This window comes from Micromonospora lupini str. Lupac 08 (assembly GCF_000297395.2).
GTDB classification, from domain to species: domain Bacteria; phylum Actinomycetota; class Actinomycetes; order Mycobacteriales; family Micromonosporaceae; genus Micromonospora; species Micromonospora lupini.
In genome coordinates this window covers 4,630,500-4,645,699 of record NZ_HF570108.1, presented here as the reverse complement: position 1 = coordinate 4,645,699, position 15,200 = coordinate 4,630,500, and the positions used below count along the sequence as shown (strand labels likewise).

The window sequence follows — 15,200 nt, the reverse complement described above, 5'->3', positions numbered from 1 at the left end:
GCCGTTGAACCCGGTGCCTGCGCATCCACGTTTCGGACAGCGGATGGACAAGGCCGACACTATTGGAGAGCATCTATTTCATGATTATCCGGTCCGCCACCCCACCACCGACCACGGAGAACGTGCCGCCCGAGCCGACCTCCGACGACCGGCCGCCGGCCGACTGGGGTCGATGGCGCTGGGCCCGTTCCGAATGGACCGTGGCGGTACTGGCGAGCCTGCTGTTGGCGGCGGTGCTGACCTGGCCGACGCTGCGGCATCCGGCGAGCACCATCCCCGGTGACCTGGGTGACCCGCTGTTGCAGGCGTGGCAGGTCGCCTGGTCGGGGCACGCCCTGCTCAGCAGCCCGGCCGACCTCTGGAACTCCAACACGTTCTACCCCGAGAAGTACACGTACGCCTACAGCGACACCCTGCTCGGCTACGCGCCGTTCGGGATGCTCGGCTCCGGCTTCGAGGCCGCCGTGATCCGGTACAACGTGCTCTACGTGCTGCTGCACGCGTTGGCGTCCCTCGGGGCGTACGCCCTGGCGCGGCAGCTCGGCGCGAACCGGTGGGGCGGGGCGGTCGCCGCCGTCGCGTGGGCCTACGCGCCCTGGCGGTTGGCGCACTCCGGGCACCTGAACATCCTGTCCAGCGCGGGCATCGCGCTGTCCCTGGCGATGCTGGCCCGTGGTCACGGCTGGTCCCTGCGCCACGGGTACCGGCCGGAGCTACGACGGCCCGGCTGGGCGTTGGCCGGGTGGCTGGTCGCCGCCTGGCAGGTCAGCCTCGGCTTCGGCATCGGCCTGCCACTTGTGTATTTCCTGCTGGCCGCGGTGCTGGTGGCGGCGGGTTGCTACGGCTGGTCCTGGTGGCGGCGGCGGGAGCGTCCGCCGTTCGGCCGGCGGCTGCTGCTCGCGGATCTGCTCGGTGGGGGCGCGTTCGGCGCGGTGACGCTGCTGCTGGGCATGGTCTACCTGCGCGTCGTCGACCTCAACCCGCAGGCCGAGCGGACGTTGGACTGGACGAAGATGTTCTCGCCTCCGCTGATCGGGTTCGTCACCGCGCCGGCGGACTCGTGGTTGTGGGGCGAGCGGCACGCCGGGGCACGTGAGCAGCTGTCCTGGCCGCCGGAGATGGCGCTGCTGCCGGGGATGATGCTGATCGGGCTGGCCGCGGCGGGGCTGTTCCTCTCGGTGTATCCGGTCCGGCACCGGGTCGCGCTGGGGCTCGGCGTGCTGGTCACGGTGCTGCTGGGCCTGGGCGCCACCCTCGGCGGCGACGGCGACCCGGGCTACCTGACCCTGTCCACGCTCCTGCCGGGCTGGGACGCGCTGCGCACCCCCGGGCGGATGATGCACTGGACGAGCCTGCTGCTGGCGGTGCTGGCCGCCGGAGCGGTGACGGCGTTTGCCGAATCGCTGCGCGAGTCCTCACCCCGCGAGTGGACGCGGGTCCTCACGCCGCTGGTCCTGCTGGTGCCGTTGACAATGGTCACTCTGGAGGGCGTCAACCGGACACCCCACCCGACCGTGCCACAGCCGCCGGCCGCGATGCGGACGGCGCAGGACCCGATTCTGGTGCTGCCGGCCGGCGGTGTGGGCGATCTGACGTACATGTTGTGGACGACCGACGGGTTCCCCCGCGTGACGAACGGTCTGGCCGGGTTCGAGCCGGTCAGTCAGGCGCAGACCCGGACCGCGGTGGCGTCGTTCCCCGATTCGGGCAGCGTGACGTACCTGCGGGGGATAGGCGTGCGGTCGGTGGTGGTCGTGCCGAGCCGTGCCGCGGGGACGCCGTGGGACGGCATCGCGGCCCGACCCATCGACGGGCTGGGCATCACTCGGGAGGATCTCGATGGCACGCTGGTCTACCACCTCTGACCGCGCGGGCGCCGGGCCGGCCGGCGGCGGTGGCGGCTGCCCGCGTACGGGCGGGGCGGGGTGACGACAGTGCGGTTGTCCGTCGTGGTTCCCTGCTTCAACGAGGAAGCGTCGGTGGAGCGGTTGCACGAGACCGTGTGCGCCGCCCTCGCCGAGCTGCCCGACGTGGACGTCGAGGTGGTGTACGTCGACGACGGCAGCGAGGACGGCACTCTGGAGGCGTTGCGCCGGCTGGCCGCCGCCGACCCCGCCGTCTGCTACACGTCGCTGAGCCGTAACTTCGGCAAGGAGGCGGCGATGCTCGCCGGGTTGCAGCGGGCCACCGGTGACGCGGTCGTCATCATGGACGCCGACCTGCAGCATCCGCCGCGGTTGCTGCCCGAGATGGTGACGCTCTACCAGCAGGGCTTCGACCAGGTGATCGCCCGTCGAGACCGGCGCGGTGACCGGTTCGTACGAATGGTGGCATCGCGCTCCTTCTACCGCGTGATCAACTGGTGGATCGACGTGCGCCTCCAGGACGGTGCGGGGGACTTCCGTCTGCTGTCCCGACTCGCGGTGGACGCGATCCTGGCGATGCCGGAATACAACCGCTTCTCCAAGGGCCTGTTCTCCTGGATCGGCTTCCGGACGGCGGTGGTGGCCCACCCCAACGAGACCCGGCAGTCGGGGCAGAGCAGGTGGACGTTCGGCAAGCTCTTCAACTACGCGTTCGACGGCCTGCTGTCGTTCAACAACCGGCCACTGCGCCTGGCGATCTACGGCGGCCTGTTCCTCACCCTCATCGCGCTGGTCTACATGGCCTGGGTGGTCGCGGACGCCGTCGAGAAGGGCATCGACGTCCCCGGCTACACCACCATCATCGTCAGCGTGATCGGGCTCGGCGGCATCCAGATGACGATCCTGGGTGTGATCGGGGAGTACATCGGCCGGATCTACTACGAGACCAAGCGCCGGCCGCACTACCTGGTGCAGGAGACCGAGCACCTGCTCGCGGAGACCGCCGAGCCGCCACGGCTGCCGGTCCCACCCGCGCCACGCTCGACCGTCGGCGGTCAGCGGACGGTGTCGGCCCGGGAGGCCGCCCGCCGCCGGCTCTCGGCACCCGACCCGCGGGGCGTCGACGACCGCGGCACGAGCTGAGGCCGACCGGTCGGCGGGTGCTCGGCGTCCGCGCCGGAATGGAGCCGGTCAGCGACCGCAGGACCGGCACGCGTCGCGGGTGCGCAGGTGGTAATCGCTGGACGCGGCGAGCAGGCCGAGCCCCAGGAGGCAGTACGCCGACATGGCCACCCAGAGGAACGTGTCGGAGAACTCGCTGGCCGATCCCGTCGCCAACTGCGCCAGCCCCATCCCGAAGTAGGCGACGATCCCCGCCCCGAGCCCGAAGCCGGGCACCAGCAACAACCGTCGGGGGATCGTGCGGCCGGCGAGCAGCGGCACCCAACGCGGCCAGACCTCACCCCAGTGCTGCACCAGTGCCAGCGGTAACAGCGCCCCGGCCAGCACCAGACCGATCTCCAACCCGATCATCGAGGCGTCCCGCGTGAGACCGTCGAGGTCCACGACGGCCTGGGCCGCGAATCGGGTCACCAGGCCGGCCACCGCGACGTACGCGGCCCAGCGGGCCCACGGCGCGGGTGCCGAGCGCCGCAGGCCGGGTCGGACCGTCCGGCAGCAGTCCGGGCAGTCGCCCCGGGTGCGCCGCTGGTAGCGGGCGGTGGCCAGGCCGAGCAGGGCCGCTCCGGTGACGCACCCGAGCCGGCTCGCGAACGCCACCGGGTCGAAGGACGGGCCGGGGGCGAACAGCAGGAGGCTCACCAACTCCGGCAGCAGGATCGCGGCGGCCGCGACCAGCGCCCCGGTGAGGGCCCAGGCGAATCCCGCGAGCATCGGCCGCCAGGTCGACGCCCGGTCCAGCGCCACCGCCGCCACGCCCGCGGCCAGGCACAACGCCACCGACCGCCAGCCGGTGAAACCGAGGAGGTCGGAACCGAAGGGCGGGAACTCCGGCGCCTCTCCGGCCGTCCACGCCAGACGTAGGCCGCCGTAGGCCACGGCCCAGGCGAGGACGGCGTAGGTCAGGCCGTTGCCGTTGCCGCGCGCTGTCGCTGCCGGTGTCGTCATGTGTCCGATGCTCCCGGGGCGACGGCAGGAGTGGTCCCCTCCGGTCGGGGAGGGCCCTCCCCGACGAGGGGGAGCCGGAGTTCCCGATCTTGATTCGCCGGACGTCCCACCGTAGGCTCGGCGCATGGTTGAACATGTTCAAAAGCGTGCACCGGCCGAGGATCGACCGTGAAGATCGTCATTCCGGGCGGCACGGGGCAGGTGGGCGCGATCCTGGATCGGGCGTTGACGGCGCAGGGTCACGAGGTGGTGGTGCTGACCCGCTCGCCGAGGGGTGCGCGTCAGGTCCACTGGGACGGCGCCACGCTCGGCGACTGGGCCAGGCAGATCGACGGCAGCGACGTGGTCATCAATCTGGCCGGGCGCAGCGTCAGCTGTCGGTACACCCCGGAGAACCTCGACGTCATGATGCGCTCACGGGTGGACTCGGCGCGGGTCGTCGGCGAGGCCATCGCCAAGGCGGTCCGGCCGCCCAGGGTGTGGATGCAGATGAGCACCGCGACCATCTACGCGCACCGCTTCGACGCGGCAAACGACGAGGACGGCGGTGTGCTCGGCGGCGGCGAGGACGGTGTGCCCGGGTACTGGTCGTACAGCGTCCGGATCGCCCGGAACTGGGAGGCGGCGCAGGAGCGGGCGGTCACCCCGCACACCCGCAAGGTCGCGCTGCGCTCGGCCCTGGTGCTGAGCCCCGACCGCGGTGGTGTGTTCGATGTGTTGAGCTGGCTCGCGCGGCTCGGGCTCGGCGGTCCGGTCGCGGGCGGTCGGCAGTACGTCTCGTGGATCCACGACCGGGACTTCGTGCGCGCGGTGTGCTTTCTGATCGACCGTGACGACCTCGCCGGGGCGGTGAACCTGGCCGCACCCGGAGCGTTGCCCCAGCGGGAGTTCATGCGGGCGCTGCGCTCGGCCTGGCGGATGCCTGTCGGCCTGCCGGCCACCAGGTCGATGGCGGAGGTCGGCGCGTTCGTGCTCCGCTCGGACACCGAGCTGCTGCTGAAGAGCCGGCGGGTAGCCCCCGGCCGGCTCTGCGCTGCCGGCTTCACCTTCGACCTTCCGCAGTGGCGCGACGCGGTCGGGGACCTCGCCCTGCGACGTCGACGCGGTGGTCGTCCCGCGCGTTGACGCGGGAGTTCGGTGGGCGTGGGGGTGGGCACGACCAAGCGCACCCCCACGCCCCGCCGACACGGTCAGAGCGTGAACACGAGGGTGGAGATGCTGCGTGCGCCGACGTTGATGGTGGCCTGTCCTCCGTTCACGCTTGTCGGCTGGCTGGCCGCGTTGGCGTTCTGGGAGGTGAGGTAGTACTCGGCCCTGCTGACGTTCTGCGGCGCCTGGATCACGGCGTTGTTGACCGCGCTGTTCGACCTGTTGAGGATCACCAGGGTGATCTTCCCGTCACCCTGGTAGGCCGTGACCTCCAGCGGCGAGGCCTTGGAGCTCTTGGTCAGCGCGACGCGCTGGTAGCCGGGCCGCACGTACTTCGCGTACTGCGAGAACGCGTACCCGCGCTTGAGCGGAGCGCCAGCCGTGGTGCCGTAGGCCGCCTCGCCGTCGCCGATGAAGGAGTAGTAGCGCTTGCCGTACCACCAGATGTAGGCGCTCCAGTTGGCCTCCATCGACTTGTGCACCGTACGCATGATGTCGTCGAGCGTCTCGTTCCAGACTGCCTGGTTGGCGGGGTTGCCCCAGATGTTGGAGCCGCTGCCGTCGGCCTCGTGGTAGTTCCACTCCGTCATCCACACGGGCTTGTTGTACTGCTGGGCCAGGGGGTACGGCTTCAGCCGGCCCGCGTCCTCGGTGCCGTACAGGTGGCCGCCGATGTAGCCGATGTTGTTCCGGGCGGTCGCGTCGTTCAGGGTCGGATCGGTGTAGCCGTAGTTCAGGTTGACCGCCTCGGCGACCATCAGCTTGCTGTTCTGCACCTTCGTGCCCTGATCGCGGACGAAGGTGCGCAGCTCGGTGCCACTCCAGTCCATCGAGTCGTAGTCCGGGTGCCAGTCCGGCTCGTTCTGCACCGACGTGACGTCGATGGTGACGCCCTGACCGCGCATGTACTGGACGTAGCTGTTCAGATGGTTCGCGTAGTCGTCGTAGTAGTCGGTCTTCAGCTTGCCGCCGCCGGTTCGGCTGTTGTTGGTCTTCCACGCGGCCGGAGCGGTCCAGGGCGAGGCGAGAATCTTGACGTTCGACCCGTACGCCTTCGCCGTCTGCAACGAGCTCACGTGGGTCGACCACTCGCTGGACACCGGCGAAAGGCCGGTGCGCACGATGGACAGCCCCAACTGGTTGGGGCCCAACCCGACAAGCGTCTGGGTGTCGGTCGTCGACCAGGCGCTGCCCCAGATGGACTGCGCGGCCCCGAACCCGTCGACCGTCTGGTACTTGGTGGCGCTGTTCACAGTGATGTCCGCCGGCCCGGTGGGCGGCGGGGTGGTGGGTGGCGGAGTGGTCGGCGGTGGCGTGGTCGGGGGCGGTGTCGTCGGTGGTGGCGTGGTGGGGGGCGGTGTGGTCGGCGTCGTGTCGCCGGTGCAGGTCACCCCGTTCAGCGCGAAGCTTGACGGATCGGGGTTGCTGCTCGTCCACGAGCCGTTGAACCCGAACGACGCCGTGCCGTTGGTGGGGATGGCCCCGTTGTAGCTGACGTTCTTGGCGGTGACCGCGGCGCCGCTCTGGGTCAGAGTCGTGTTCCACGCCTGCGTGACCGTCTGGCCGGCGCTGTAGGACCAGGTAAGCGTCCAACTGCCGACCGCGTCGCCGAGATTGGTGATGGTGACGTTCGCGCCGAAGCCGCCCTGCCACTGCGACGAGACGGCGTAGTTCACCGAGCAGCCGGCGGCGGCGGCTCCGGCCGGGGCCGCCAGGGCGACCGCCGTCGATGCCAGCAGGACGGCGCCGGCCGATACCAGGGCGGCGTTTGTCACTCTTCGTTTTCTCACGAGACTTCTCCTGACGTGGTGGTGGCGACCGACGTGTCGGGTGGGTCGGTCGCACGTGGAGCGCCGCACGCTTCTTGGGAGCGCTCCCAAGGCTGTGGCGGGGGTGTTGTCGGCATCTCACCGGTCCAGTTCAGCCCCGCCCGAGCGCCCTCGACACCGCCCTGTCGGTCGCCAACCCTCGCGCTGCACAGCCAGGCGCGTGGAAAGCACCGGGGAACGCCGGTGTGGTGACCGGGACGTCGGCACTGGATCGACAGTCGGCCCACCGGTCGCGGATGCGCGAGCGGCGGCACGACGGCGATGGTGCGGCGAGCGGGTCCGGCGGGACTGCGGCACCCTCCTCTGCCGGCCGGCCTGTGGAGCGGGTCGGCCTCGTCGCTCATTCGCAGGCTCGCGGGTGAGTGCCGCACGGCGAGCGTACGAAACAGTTTCTTGTTGTCAGGAAGTTATTTCTTCAAGTGGTGGATGTCAATGCCGTCCCGCGTGCATGAGCACGAAGCCGACGGTGTCGGTACCGCCCGGCCGGCCCACCGGGGTGGGCCGGCCGGGTTCGCTGTTCCGGCGGGGAAGCCGCCGCCGATCGGGCTCCGGCGTCGCGGTCGCCATCTGTGCGGTCGTGGTTGCTCCGGTCGGCTGTCCGCGTTGTCGAGCGCCCGGTCCCACGGGTCGAGCCTGGCACCGGTGTCGCACGGGCGCCGCGACCAGGGCGAATCGTCAAGGAGCGCGGTGGCGGATTTCGGATGTTCGGTCCGGGCGGTCCGTGCGAACGTGTACGGCCGTCCATTCGCGTGCGGGTCCGAACAAGTCCGATCACCACCTCCGCATCGAATTACGTCTCTGCGGTGATTGGATTCGTGGCGCCAAGCCCCGACCCGGGCGATCGGCCGAGCAGAAGGAGCAGAGGATGAGACGAAAGCTGCGAATCGCCATGGTGGCGCTCTTCGCCACAGCTGCCACGGTCATTGGTACTGCGGCACCGGCCCTGGCTGCGGATGGGAAGCAGCTCGCGACGGATTCGGTCGGCCCCCTGGACGAACCCAAGTGGTACTGCACGAATGGCAGTGCCAACGCCCTGGCCTGTTTCGCGCCGCTCGGCGAGTGGTTCGGCATCGAGGACACGTGGGAGGACACCTACCCCGTGGTCGTCGACTGGCGGTTCTTCGACGACGAGGTGAGCCCGACCGGCGCGATCGTACGCCAGGGCCGGATCTGGCACACCGCCGGTTATGTGGCCGGCGCGCGTTACATGAACAAGTCGTTCCCGGAGAACCAGCCGGGAATCACCCTCAAGCAGATCTCGTTCCGAGCCTGCTCGGGGAACTACCCCTCCAACACGGTCTTCGAAGGCACCTGCTCGGCCTGGAGAACGGTTGGCACCTGAGCACGTCCATGGTGGCTCACACGGAATCCCCGTGTGAGCCACCAGCCGTACCTGTCACATTGTCGATCCAGGAGGCCAACGGTGGACAATGATCGTTCTGCCGACCGAAACGCAGCGTTCTCCGCTGCCGATCCCTTCGAGCCAGTGCCGGCCCCCACCGGGCCGAGCGTGCCGATTCGCCGTCGGACCGCGCTGCTGGGTGGCACCGCCGCGGTGGTGGCTGCTCTGCTGCCCGCATCGCCCGCGGATGCGCGAGCGCGTGGTTCGGCCCGTACGTCGGCCGCCGCCGCGGCAGCCGACGTGCAGATCGTTCCCCGTTCCGCCTGGGGAGCGAAGGCGCCCGAGGAAGATCTCAGCCGCTACAGCTGGAAGCCGTTCGAGGGGGGCGTCGCCATCCACCACAAGGGCGATACGGACCTGTGGAGCCCTGCCGAAAACCACCAGGACTGTCCGCAGCAGATTCGCGAGATTCAGGACGAGGGCATGGAGGGGGAGGGCAGCGACATCGCGTACAACTATGTCGTCTGCCAGCACGGCGTGATTTTCGAGGGGCGCGGGAAATCGGTCCGGTCGGGCGCCAACGGCACCACGACGACGGGAGCGAACGAGAAGTACTACGCGATCATGGGTCTCATCGGCACGACGAGGTTGCCGTGGGGTGCCGACGACAAGCCGAGCAGCAGCATGCTGGTTGCCATTCGAGACCTCATCGGCTATCTGCGGCAGTACGGTTCGGCCGGACCGCAGATCAAGGGGCACCGGGATCTTTACGCCACCGACTGCCCCGGCACGCTCTATCCCTACGTGACGAACGGATCGTTGCAGCCTCCGGCGAGCCCACCGGACACCTCCCAGCCGCTGAGCATCATTCCGCGGAAACAGTGGGGAGCACGGCCGCCGGTCGAGGTCACACGAGTTGCCCTCGCGGCACGTACGGGATTCACGGTGCACTATTCGGCGGGAGCTGCCGCGACCACCCCGCGGCAGATCCAGAACTACCACATGGACGGAAACGGTTGGTCCGACATCGGGTACAACTTCCTGGTCGATACGGCCGGACGCATCTATGAGGGACGTGGGTGGGAGGTCATGGGCGCCCACGCGAGCGGTCACAACGACACCCACATCGGAGCGTGCTTCATCGGCAACGACGGCGACGTGACGCCGGCCGTGCTCCGCTCGTTCAGGGCGCTCTACAACCGCGCCAACGCCCTGACCGGAAAGACCCTGGCAAAGACGTGGCACGGGGGACTGTCCGGCAACTCGACCGAGTGCCCCGGCTCGCAGTTGCGTGCGTGGGTGCAGGCCGGTATGAACTCGGACAACGTTCCAGCGGTCACCGATCCGCCTCCGAGCAGCGGTGGTCTGGGTGGCGGCATGACGTCGGTCCGCTCGATCTCCGCCCAGCAGAAGGCCGTCAACGAGGCGGGCTATTCGCCGGCCCTCGTGGTGGACGGGTTCTGGGGTCCGAAGACCGATGCCGGCGTCCGCTGGTTGCAGGGCGCTTGGGCGTCACCGCCGACGGACTGTGGGGTCCCGGCACCGAGGCCGCCTACCAGGCGTACTACGACGAGGGTGCGTTGCTGGCCGTCGACGGAGACTTCGGACCGGCGACGATCCGGGCGACCCAGCGCGCCACCGGCACCACCGTGGACGGGCAGTGGGGTCCGGCCTCGATCCGAGCCCTGCAGCGCCATCTCAACACCTGGAGCGATGCTGGCCTGGCGGTCGACGGCCTGATGGGACCGGTCGCGGTCAAGGCCCTGCAGCGGCACCTCAACACCATGGTCAACGCTGGGCTCGCGCTGGACGGGATCTGGGGCTACGCGACCATCGCAGCCTTGCAGCGAGCCCTGAACCGGGCCCGGTTCTAGGGTCTGCTCCACGTCCGGCTCTCGCGGTCGCCGTCGCTGCCGCCGTACCCCGCGAGCGGCAGCGACGGTGGCCGCCGGACTGCAAAAAACCTGCAAACAATAACTCTTGCCGTGAGGGAAATCGCTTTCCTACGATTGCGTCACGTCGATGTTCCAATCCCGAACTGGACGGGCGCGCATCTCGACGGCGGCGACTACAGGCCGCCTGGCCAGCGGCTTCGCCGCGTCAACCGGGCCAAGGAGATTTTCGGCTGTCAATGTCACATTGATTGTCTTCAGCGCGGGTCGTCATCGGAAGTCGCATCCCCGTCGAGGGTCGGCCACCACGACCGCCGTCCGGCATCGGCACATCCCTCGAATTGTGAAGGTGAGGCGAGATGAGACGAGCAGACGCGCGGCGGCTTCCGGCAGCGCTCGCGACAGTGACCGTCGGGGTCGCGGCAGGCGTGGCCCTGCAGAGTCCCCGGCCCGCAGCCGCAGTGGGGGCCGCCACCGGCTACGCCACCCAGAACGGCGGGACCACCGGCGGCGCGGGCGGGCAGACGGTACGGGCCAGCACGGGCACCGCGATCCACGCGGCGCTGTGCGGGCGTGCCAGCAGCAGCACCCCGATCACCATCGAGGTCACGGGGACGATCAATCACGGCAACACCAGCAAGGTGTCGGGATCGAGCTGTAACACCGCGGACGGCGTGATCGAGCTCAAGCAGATCAGCAACGTCACCATCATCGGAGTCGGCAGCGGGGCGGTCTTCGACCAGTTGGGCATCCACCTCCGCGACTCCAGCAACATCATCATCCAGAACGTGACGGTCCGGAACGTCAAGAAGTCGGGTTCGCCGACCTCCAACGGTGGAGACGCCATCGGCATGGAGAGCACGGTCCGCAACGTCTGGGTCGACCACGTCACCCTGGAGGCGTCCGGCGGTGAGTCGGAGGGCTACGACGGCCTCTTCGACATGAAGGACAACACCCAGTACGTGACCCTGTCGTACAGCGTCCTGCGCAACTCCGGTCGCGGCGGCCTCATCGGGTCCAGCGAGAGCGACCTCTCCAACGGCTTCGTCACGTTCCATCACAACCTGTACGAGAACATCGACTCCCGTACGCCGTTGCTGCGCGGCGGCATCGCGCACATCTACAACAACCACTACGTGAGCCTGCACGAGTCCGGTATCAACTCCCGGGCCGGCGCACGGGCCAAGGTGGAGAACAACTACTTCCGGAACTCGAAGGACGTCCTGGGCACCTTCTACACCAGCGAGCGCGGCTACTGGCAGGTCAGCGGCAACACCTTCGACAACGTCACCTGGTCCAGCGCCGGCAGCGAAAACTACCCCGCCGGCCCCAACCCGACCTCCAACACCACGGTCAGCATCCCCTACGCGTACCGCCTCGACGCCGCGAGTTGCGTGCCGGACGTCGTCCGTCAGACGGCCGGCGCCAACACGGGCCTGCGGGTCTCCGACGGCAGTTGCTCGCCGCAGACGCCGCCGCCCACCACGCCGCCACCGAGCACCGCGCCACCGACCACCGCGCCGCCCACCACGCCGCCGCCGACCAGCGGGACCAACCTCAGTCTGGGCGCCGGCGCCGACGGTTCCAGCAAGGCCGGCGGGACCAGTTACGGCAACGTGCGCGACGGCGACAACAGCACCTGGTGGTCGCCGGCCGGGTCGACCGGGTCCATCTCGATCAAGTGGGGGTCCGCCACCCGGGTGTCCCGGGTGGTCATCCGAGAGCCCTCCGGGACCCAGGGCTCCATCGGCTCCTGGCAGCTCGTCAACCACGACACGGGCGCCGTCCTGGCCTCCGGCAGCGGCGCGGGCGCGATCACCTTCTCCGCGACGGCACTGAGCAAGATCACCTTCAAGATCAACAGCTCGAGCGGTACGCCCCGGGTCGGGGAGTTCGAGACGTACGCCTCCTGACGACCGGGATGGGCGGGGGCGGCGAGGGCCGCTTCCGCCCACCGAGCCCTCCGCCGCGTCGGTCTACGAAGGACGCACCGGTCGCGGCAAACGTGCTCGGTGGCGGTTCGCCGGCTGTTAGCGTACGGCAATGTCCGCAGCTCAAGAGGGTGTCCAGGCGGGCGATGGCGGTCCCGCGGTGACCGACGCGGGTCGCCTGGCGGCATTCAGCGACGGCGTGTTCGCCATCGTCATCACCCTGCTGGTGTTGGATCTGCGGGTCCCGGAGTTCCACGAGGGTGAGCTGGCCGAGGGGCTCCTCGGGGAGGGCCCGTCCTATCTGGCCTTCGCGGTGTCGTTCATCTACGTCGGCGTCCTCTGGCTGAACCATCACGCGGTGCTTCAACGGGTGCGGGGCACCACCCCCGCCTTCAGCTCGATCAATCTCGCCATCCTCTTCGGAGTGGTGATCATCCCGTTTCCGACAGCCGTCCTGGCGTCGGCGCTCGCCGACGGCAACACCGACGACCTGCGCGTGGCGGTCGTCCTGTACGCGTTCGCCGCATCGCTGATGTCCGCGCCCTGGTGGGTGCTCTTCGCCTACGTGCGCCGCCATCCGGCGCTCCGTGCCGACACCGTCGACCAGGAGCAGGTCCGGGTGCAGGAGGCCCGCCCGATCGTCGGCCTGATCCTCTACGGCCTGACCGGGGTGCTCGGCTGGTTGGTGACCCCACTGCTCGGCCTGATCGGTGTGGTCGTGATGATCATCTTCCACGGTGCCACCAGCCAGGGCCTCCGCCACGGGCTGTGGTGGCGGAGGCGCAACGCCCACCGGAGCTGATCCACCCGCGCCCCACCGGACCTCGATTCGCGCAGGTCACGCCGCTGCGGCTATCTTTCTGCATTCGGTGGAGATCGTCCGGGGGAGGACCATGAACACCATCGCCGATCGGATGGCGGCGGCGTACGACGACGCCATCGAGGATCTGTGCGGGGCGGCTCCGCAGGGTTGGTACGCGAAGCGCTGCACTGCCCGTGGGGCGGTGACCCACGCGGGTGCGGCGACGTTGAACGTCGCCTACGACCTGTCGCCGGAGCCGGATCTGGAGTCGCTGGACGACCTGGCGACCGAGGTGGGCCGGCAGGTGCCGGTGTGGTCGATCATGGTCCGGGGCGCGGCCGACGGCGCGGCGGCGGATCTCGCCGGCCGTCACGGGCTCCGGAACCGCAGTGAGCTGCCGCTGCTGGGCTGCACGGCCGGTGAGCTGGTCTTCCGGGCCGATCCGGCGCTGCGCGAGCTGGTGCGGCGGGTCGGCGCGGCCGAGAGCGATCGGTACACGGACGTCCTCACCAGGGGATTCGAGGTCCCGGAGGGCCTGTTCGGGTCGCTGATGGGCGGCGACGTGCTCGCCGCCGAGCGCATCACCGGCTACCTGTGCGAGGAGGCCGGTCAACCGGTCGGCACCGGGCTCGGCATGCGGACCCGAGGGGTGGTCGGCGTGTTCAACATCGCTGTCGTCCCGAGCGCGCGGGGTCGCGGTCTGGGTCGCGTACTCACCGAGGAGGTGCTGCGCGACGGCATCGCGGCCGGCGCGGACGCGGCGTACCTGCAGTCCAGCGCGCTCGGCCGGCCGCTGTACGAGTCGATGGGCTTCCGCCTCCTGGAGAACTGGACCGCCTTCCATGCCTGAGGGCGGGCGGAGACGACGGCCCGGGCCGCGGCGGGAGCACCGCGGCGCCGCGACCGTGCACGACACACGAGAGGGCGCCATCCGTGAGCTTCAGTGACGACGTCCGTTCGGCCTTCCGGCGTGGTGAGACCGACGCGGTGGTGCGGATGAGCACGGCCGAGATCGAGCGGGCCCGGGCGGTTGGCGACGCCGCAAGCGAGGTGGAGGCCCGGTACAGCCTGGCCCGGGTGGCGATTCGGGGCGGTGACCTGCCGCTCGGCGAGGCGCGGGCCCGGGAGGCGCTCGACGTGGCGCTGCGTTCCGGTGATCGTGCGTTGGAGGAGCGGCCGAGGCACGTGTTGGCCGCGGTGGCGCGGATGGCCGGTGACCTGGCGCGGGCACGGGACCTGTATCGGGAGAGCATCGCGTTGAACGAGGCTCTGGGCCAGCCGGAGATCGTCAACTCGGAGACGCACAACCTGGCCTTCTGCGAGCTGGGTCTCGGCAACCTCGCCGAGGCGAGAAGGTTGTTCGGGGTCAGCCGTGCCCGGGTGTTCCTCCAGGGCTGGGACGACTTCGTGCCGTACGTCGGTGTGGGGGGCGCGGCGCTCGCCTCGGCCGAGGGCGACCATCCGCGGGCGGCGCGCATGGTCGGCCTCGCCGACGCTGCGTTCGCGGCGCTCGGTCAGGTGCCGGACCCGGACGACGCGGCCGACCTCGCGGCCGTGCGGGACGCCGCGATCGAGGCGCTCGGTCCGGCCGGTTTCGCCGCCGAGCACGAGCGGGGCCAGCGTCTCGATCCCCGTACCGCTTTCGACGACTGAGACATCCGGGCCCGGACCGGTCAGGCCCCAGTTGCCCCTCGCCGGTCAGGGACGCAGCGCCGTGCGGCGGGGAACCACCTTGCGATACGCGATGCGCCATCCAGCCGGTTCCCGGCGTACGACGTCCTCGTAGACGACGCTGCCCACGCTGCCGGTGGCGGAGACCCCGATTCCCTTCGAACGCACCCGGACCGTGCCGTCCAGATCCTCGGTCACGCAGATGTTCGTGACGTGATGACCGACAGGGTTGGCGTCTCCCAGCGCCAGACCGGCTTCGCTGATCGCCTCGTACCCGCGCAGCTCGCCGAGCCCGAACGCGGAGACGTCGTAGACGACGTCGGCGCAGAACAGCTCGTCCATCCGGTCGAACTCGCCGCTGTCCATCAGATGACCATGCAACGAGACCAGCTCGTGCACGGCGAGCCTGTCCTCAACCGACAGCGCCACAAGCGGCTACCTCAACCCGGAAGACGGACAGTATCGGGGGCACGTCGCGAACCCGCCGACGTCGATCGTCTCATCAGGTCGATGGGCGGCCACGGCCACACCCACACCGCTCCGGGAACCGCCTTCTGGCTGGGCTGGCTGGGGGTCGGCCTCACCGCCACGT

At 69.8% G+C, this 15,200-nt stretch carries 12 protein-coding genes; 9 read left to right on the top strand and 3 right to left on the bottom strand.

Annotation, left to right across the window (positions count from 1 at the left end):
* The first annotated feature begins 80 nt into the window (after positions 1-80).
* Entirely contained in the window at positions 81-1,865 is a 1,785-nt protein-coding gene (locus tag MILUP08_RS22290) for a hypothetical protein (RefSeq protein ID WP_007461823.1), read from the top strand.
* A gap of 60 nt (positions 1,866-1,925) precedes the next feature.
* Positions 1,926-3,008: a glycosyltransferase family 2 protein gene (locus MILUP08_RS22285; protein ID WP_007461821.1), complete on the top strand. Its 1,083-nt coding sequence runs from the start codon at positions 1,926-1,928 to the stop codon at positions 3,006-3,008.
* A 48-nt stretch (positions 3,009-3,056) separates the two neighbouring features.
* On the opposite strand, the gene MILUP08_RS22280 is transcribed toward MILUP08_RS22285, so the two are convergent.
* The gene (locus tag MILUP08_RS22280; protein WP_007461819.1) at positions 3,057-3,992 is read right to left on the bottom strand and encodes a hypothetical protein; all 936 of its coding nucleotides are present in this window, start codon (positions 3,990-3,992) and stop codon (positions 3,057-3,059) included.
* A 168-nt stretch (positions 3,993-4,160) separates the two neighbouring features.
* Between MILUP08_RS22280 and MILUP08_RS22275 the strand changes: the two genes are divergently transcribed.
* Positions 4,161-5,117 (top strand): DUF1731 domain-containing protein, encoded by a 957-nt coding sequence (locus MILUP08_RS22275; RefSeq protein WP_007461818.1) that lies wholly within the window; start codon positions 4,161-4,163, stop codon positions 5,115-5,117.
* A gap of 65 nt (positions 5,118-5,182) precedes the next feature.
* On the opposite strand, the gene MILUP08_RS22270 is transcribed toward MILUP08_RS22275, so the two are convergent.
* Positions 5,183-6,931, bottom strand: coding sequence for a cellulose binding domain-containing protein (locus MILUP08_RS22270; RefSeq protein ID WP_007461816.1), 1,749 nt, complete (start codon positions 6,929-6,931; stop codon positions 5,183-5,185).
* Positions 6,932-7,835: 904 nt separating this feature from the next.
* Here MILUP08_RS22270 and MILUP08_RS22265 point away from each other — a divergent pair.
* From MILUP08_RS22265 to MILUP08_RS22240, 6 genes are all read left to right on the top strand, one after another.
* Positions 7,836-8,312: a hypothetical protein gene (locus MILUP08_RS22265; protein ID WP_007461813.1), complete on the top strand. Its 477-nt coding sequence runs from the start codon at positions 7,836-7,838 to the stop codon at positions 8,310-8,312.
* A gap of 81 nt (positions 8,313-8,393) precedes the next feature.
* Entirely contained in the window at positions 8,394-10,052 is a 1,659-nt protein-coding gene (locus MILUP08_RS36865; RefSeq protein ID WP_007461809.1) for a peptidoglycan recognition protein family protein, read from the top strand.
* A 511-nt stretch (positions 10,053-10,563) separates the two neighbouring features.
* A complete protein-coding gene (locus tag MILUP08_RS22255; RefSeq protein ID WP_007461806.1) occupies positions 10,564-12,117 on the top strand; it encodes a pectate lyase family protein in 1,554 nt (517 codons plus the stop codon).
* Between the two features lie 130 nt (positions 12,118-12,247).
* Positions 12,248-12,937, top strand: coding sequence for a TMEM175 family protein (locus tag MILUP08_RS22250; protein ID WP_063827227.1), 690 nt, complete (start codon positions 12,248-12,250; stop codon positions 12,935-12,937).
* Positions 12,938-13,028: 91 nt separating this feature from the next.
* Positions 13,029-13,787 carry a GNAT family N-acetyltransferase gene (locus MILUP08_RS33940; RefSeq protein WP_007461802.1) on the top strand — a complete coding sequence of 253 codons (759 nt, stop codon included), beginning with the start codon at positions 13,029-13,031 and terminating at the stop codon, positions 13,785-13,787.
* Between the two features lie 83 nt (positions 13,788-13,870).
* Complete coding sequence (locus MILUP08_RS22240) at positions 13,871-14,590, top strand: tetratricopeptide repeat protein (RefSeq protein ID WP_007461800.1); 720 nt, start codon at positions 13,871-13,873, stop codon at positions 14,588-14,590.
* Between the two features lie 45 nt (positions 14,591-14,635).
* On the opposite strand, the gene MILUP08_RS22235 is transcribed toward MILUP08_RS22240, so the two are convergent.
* Entirely contained in the window at positions 14,636-15,037 is a 402-nt protein-coding gene (locus tag MILUP08_RS22235) for a nuclear transport factor 2 family protein (RefSeq protein ID WP_007461798.1), read from the bottom strand.
* Positions 15,038-15,200: the final 163 nt, after the last annotated feature.

Bases quoted from the DNA above. Each gene is read 5' to 3' on its own strand.
- MILUP08_RS22250 (WP_063827227.1), top strand. From the start codon at position 12,248: ATGTCCGCAGCTCAAGAGGGTGTCCAGGCGGGCGATGGCGGTCCCGCG.
- MILUP08_RS22265 (WP_007461813.1), top strand. From the start codon at position 7,836: ATGAGACGAAAGCTGCGAATCGCCATGGTGGCGCTCTTCGCCACAGCT.
- MILUP08_RS22290 (WP_007461823.1), top strand. From the start codon at position 81: ATGATTATCCGGTCCGCCACCCCACCACCGACCACGGAGAACGTGCCG.
- MILUP08_RS22255 (WP_007461806.1), top strand. From the start codon at position 10,564: ATGAGACGAGCAGACGCGCGGCGGCTTCCGGCAGCGCTCGCGACAGTG.
- MILUP08_RS33940 (WP_007461802.1), top strand. From the start codon at position 13,029: ATGAACACCATCGCCGATCGGATGGCGGCGGCGTACGACGACGCCATC.
- MILUP08_RS22280 (WP_007461819.1), bottom strand. From the start codon at position 3,992: ATGACGACACCGGCAGCGACAGCGCGCGGCAACGGCAACGGCCTGACC.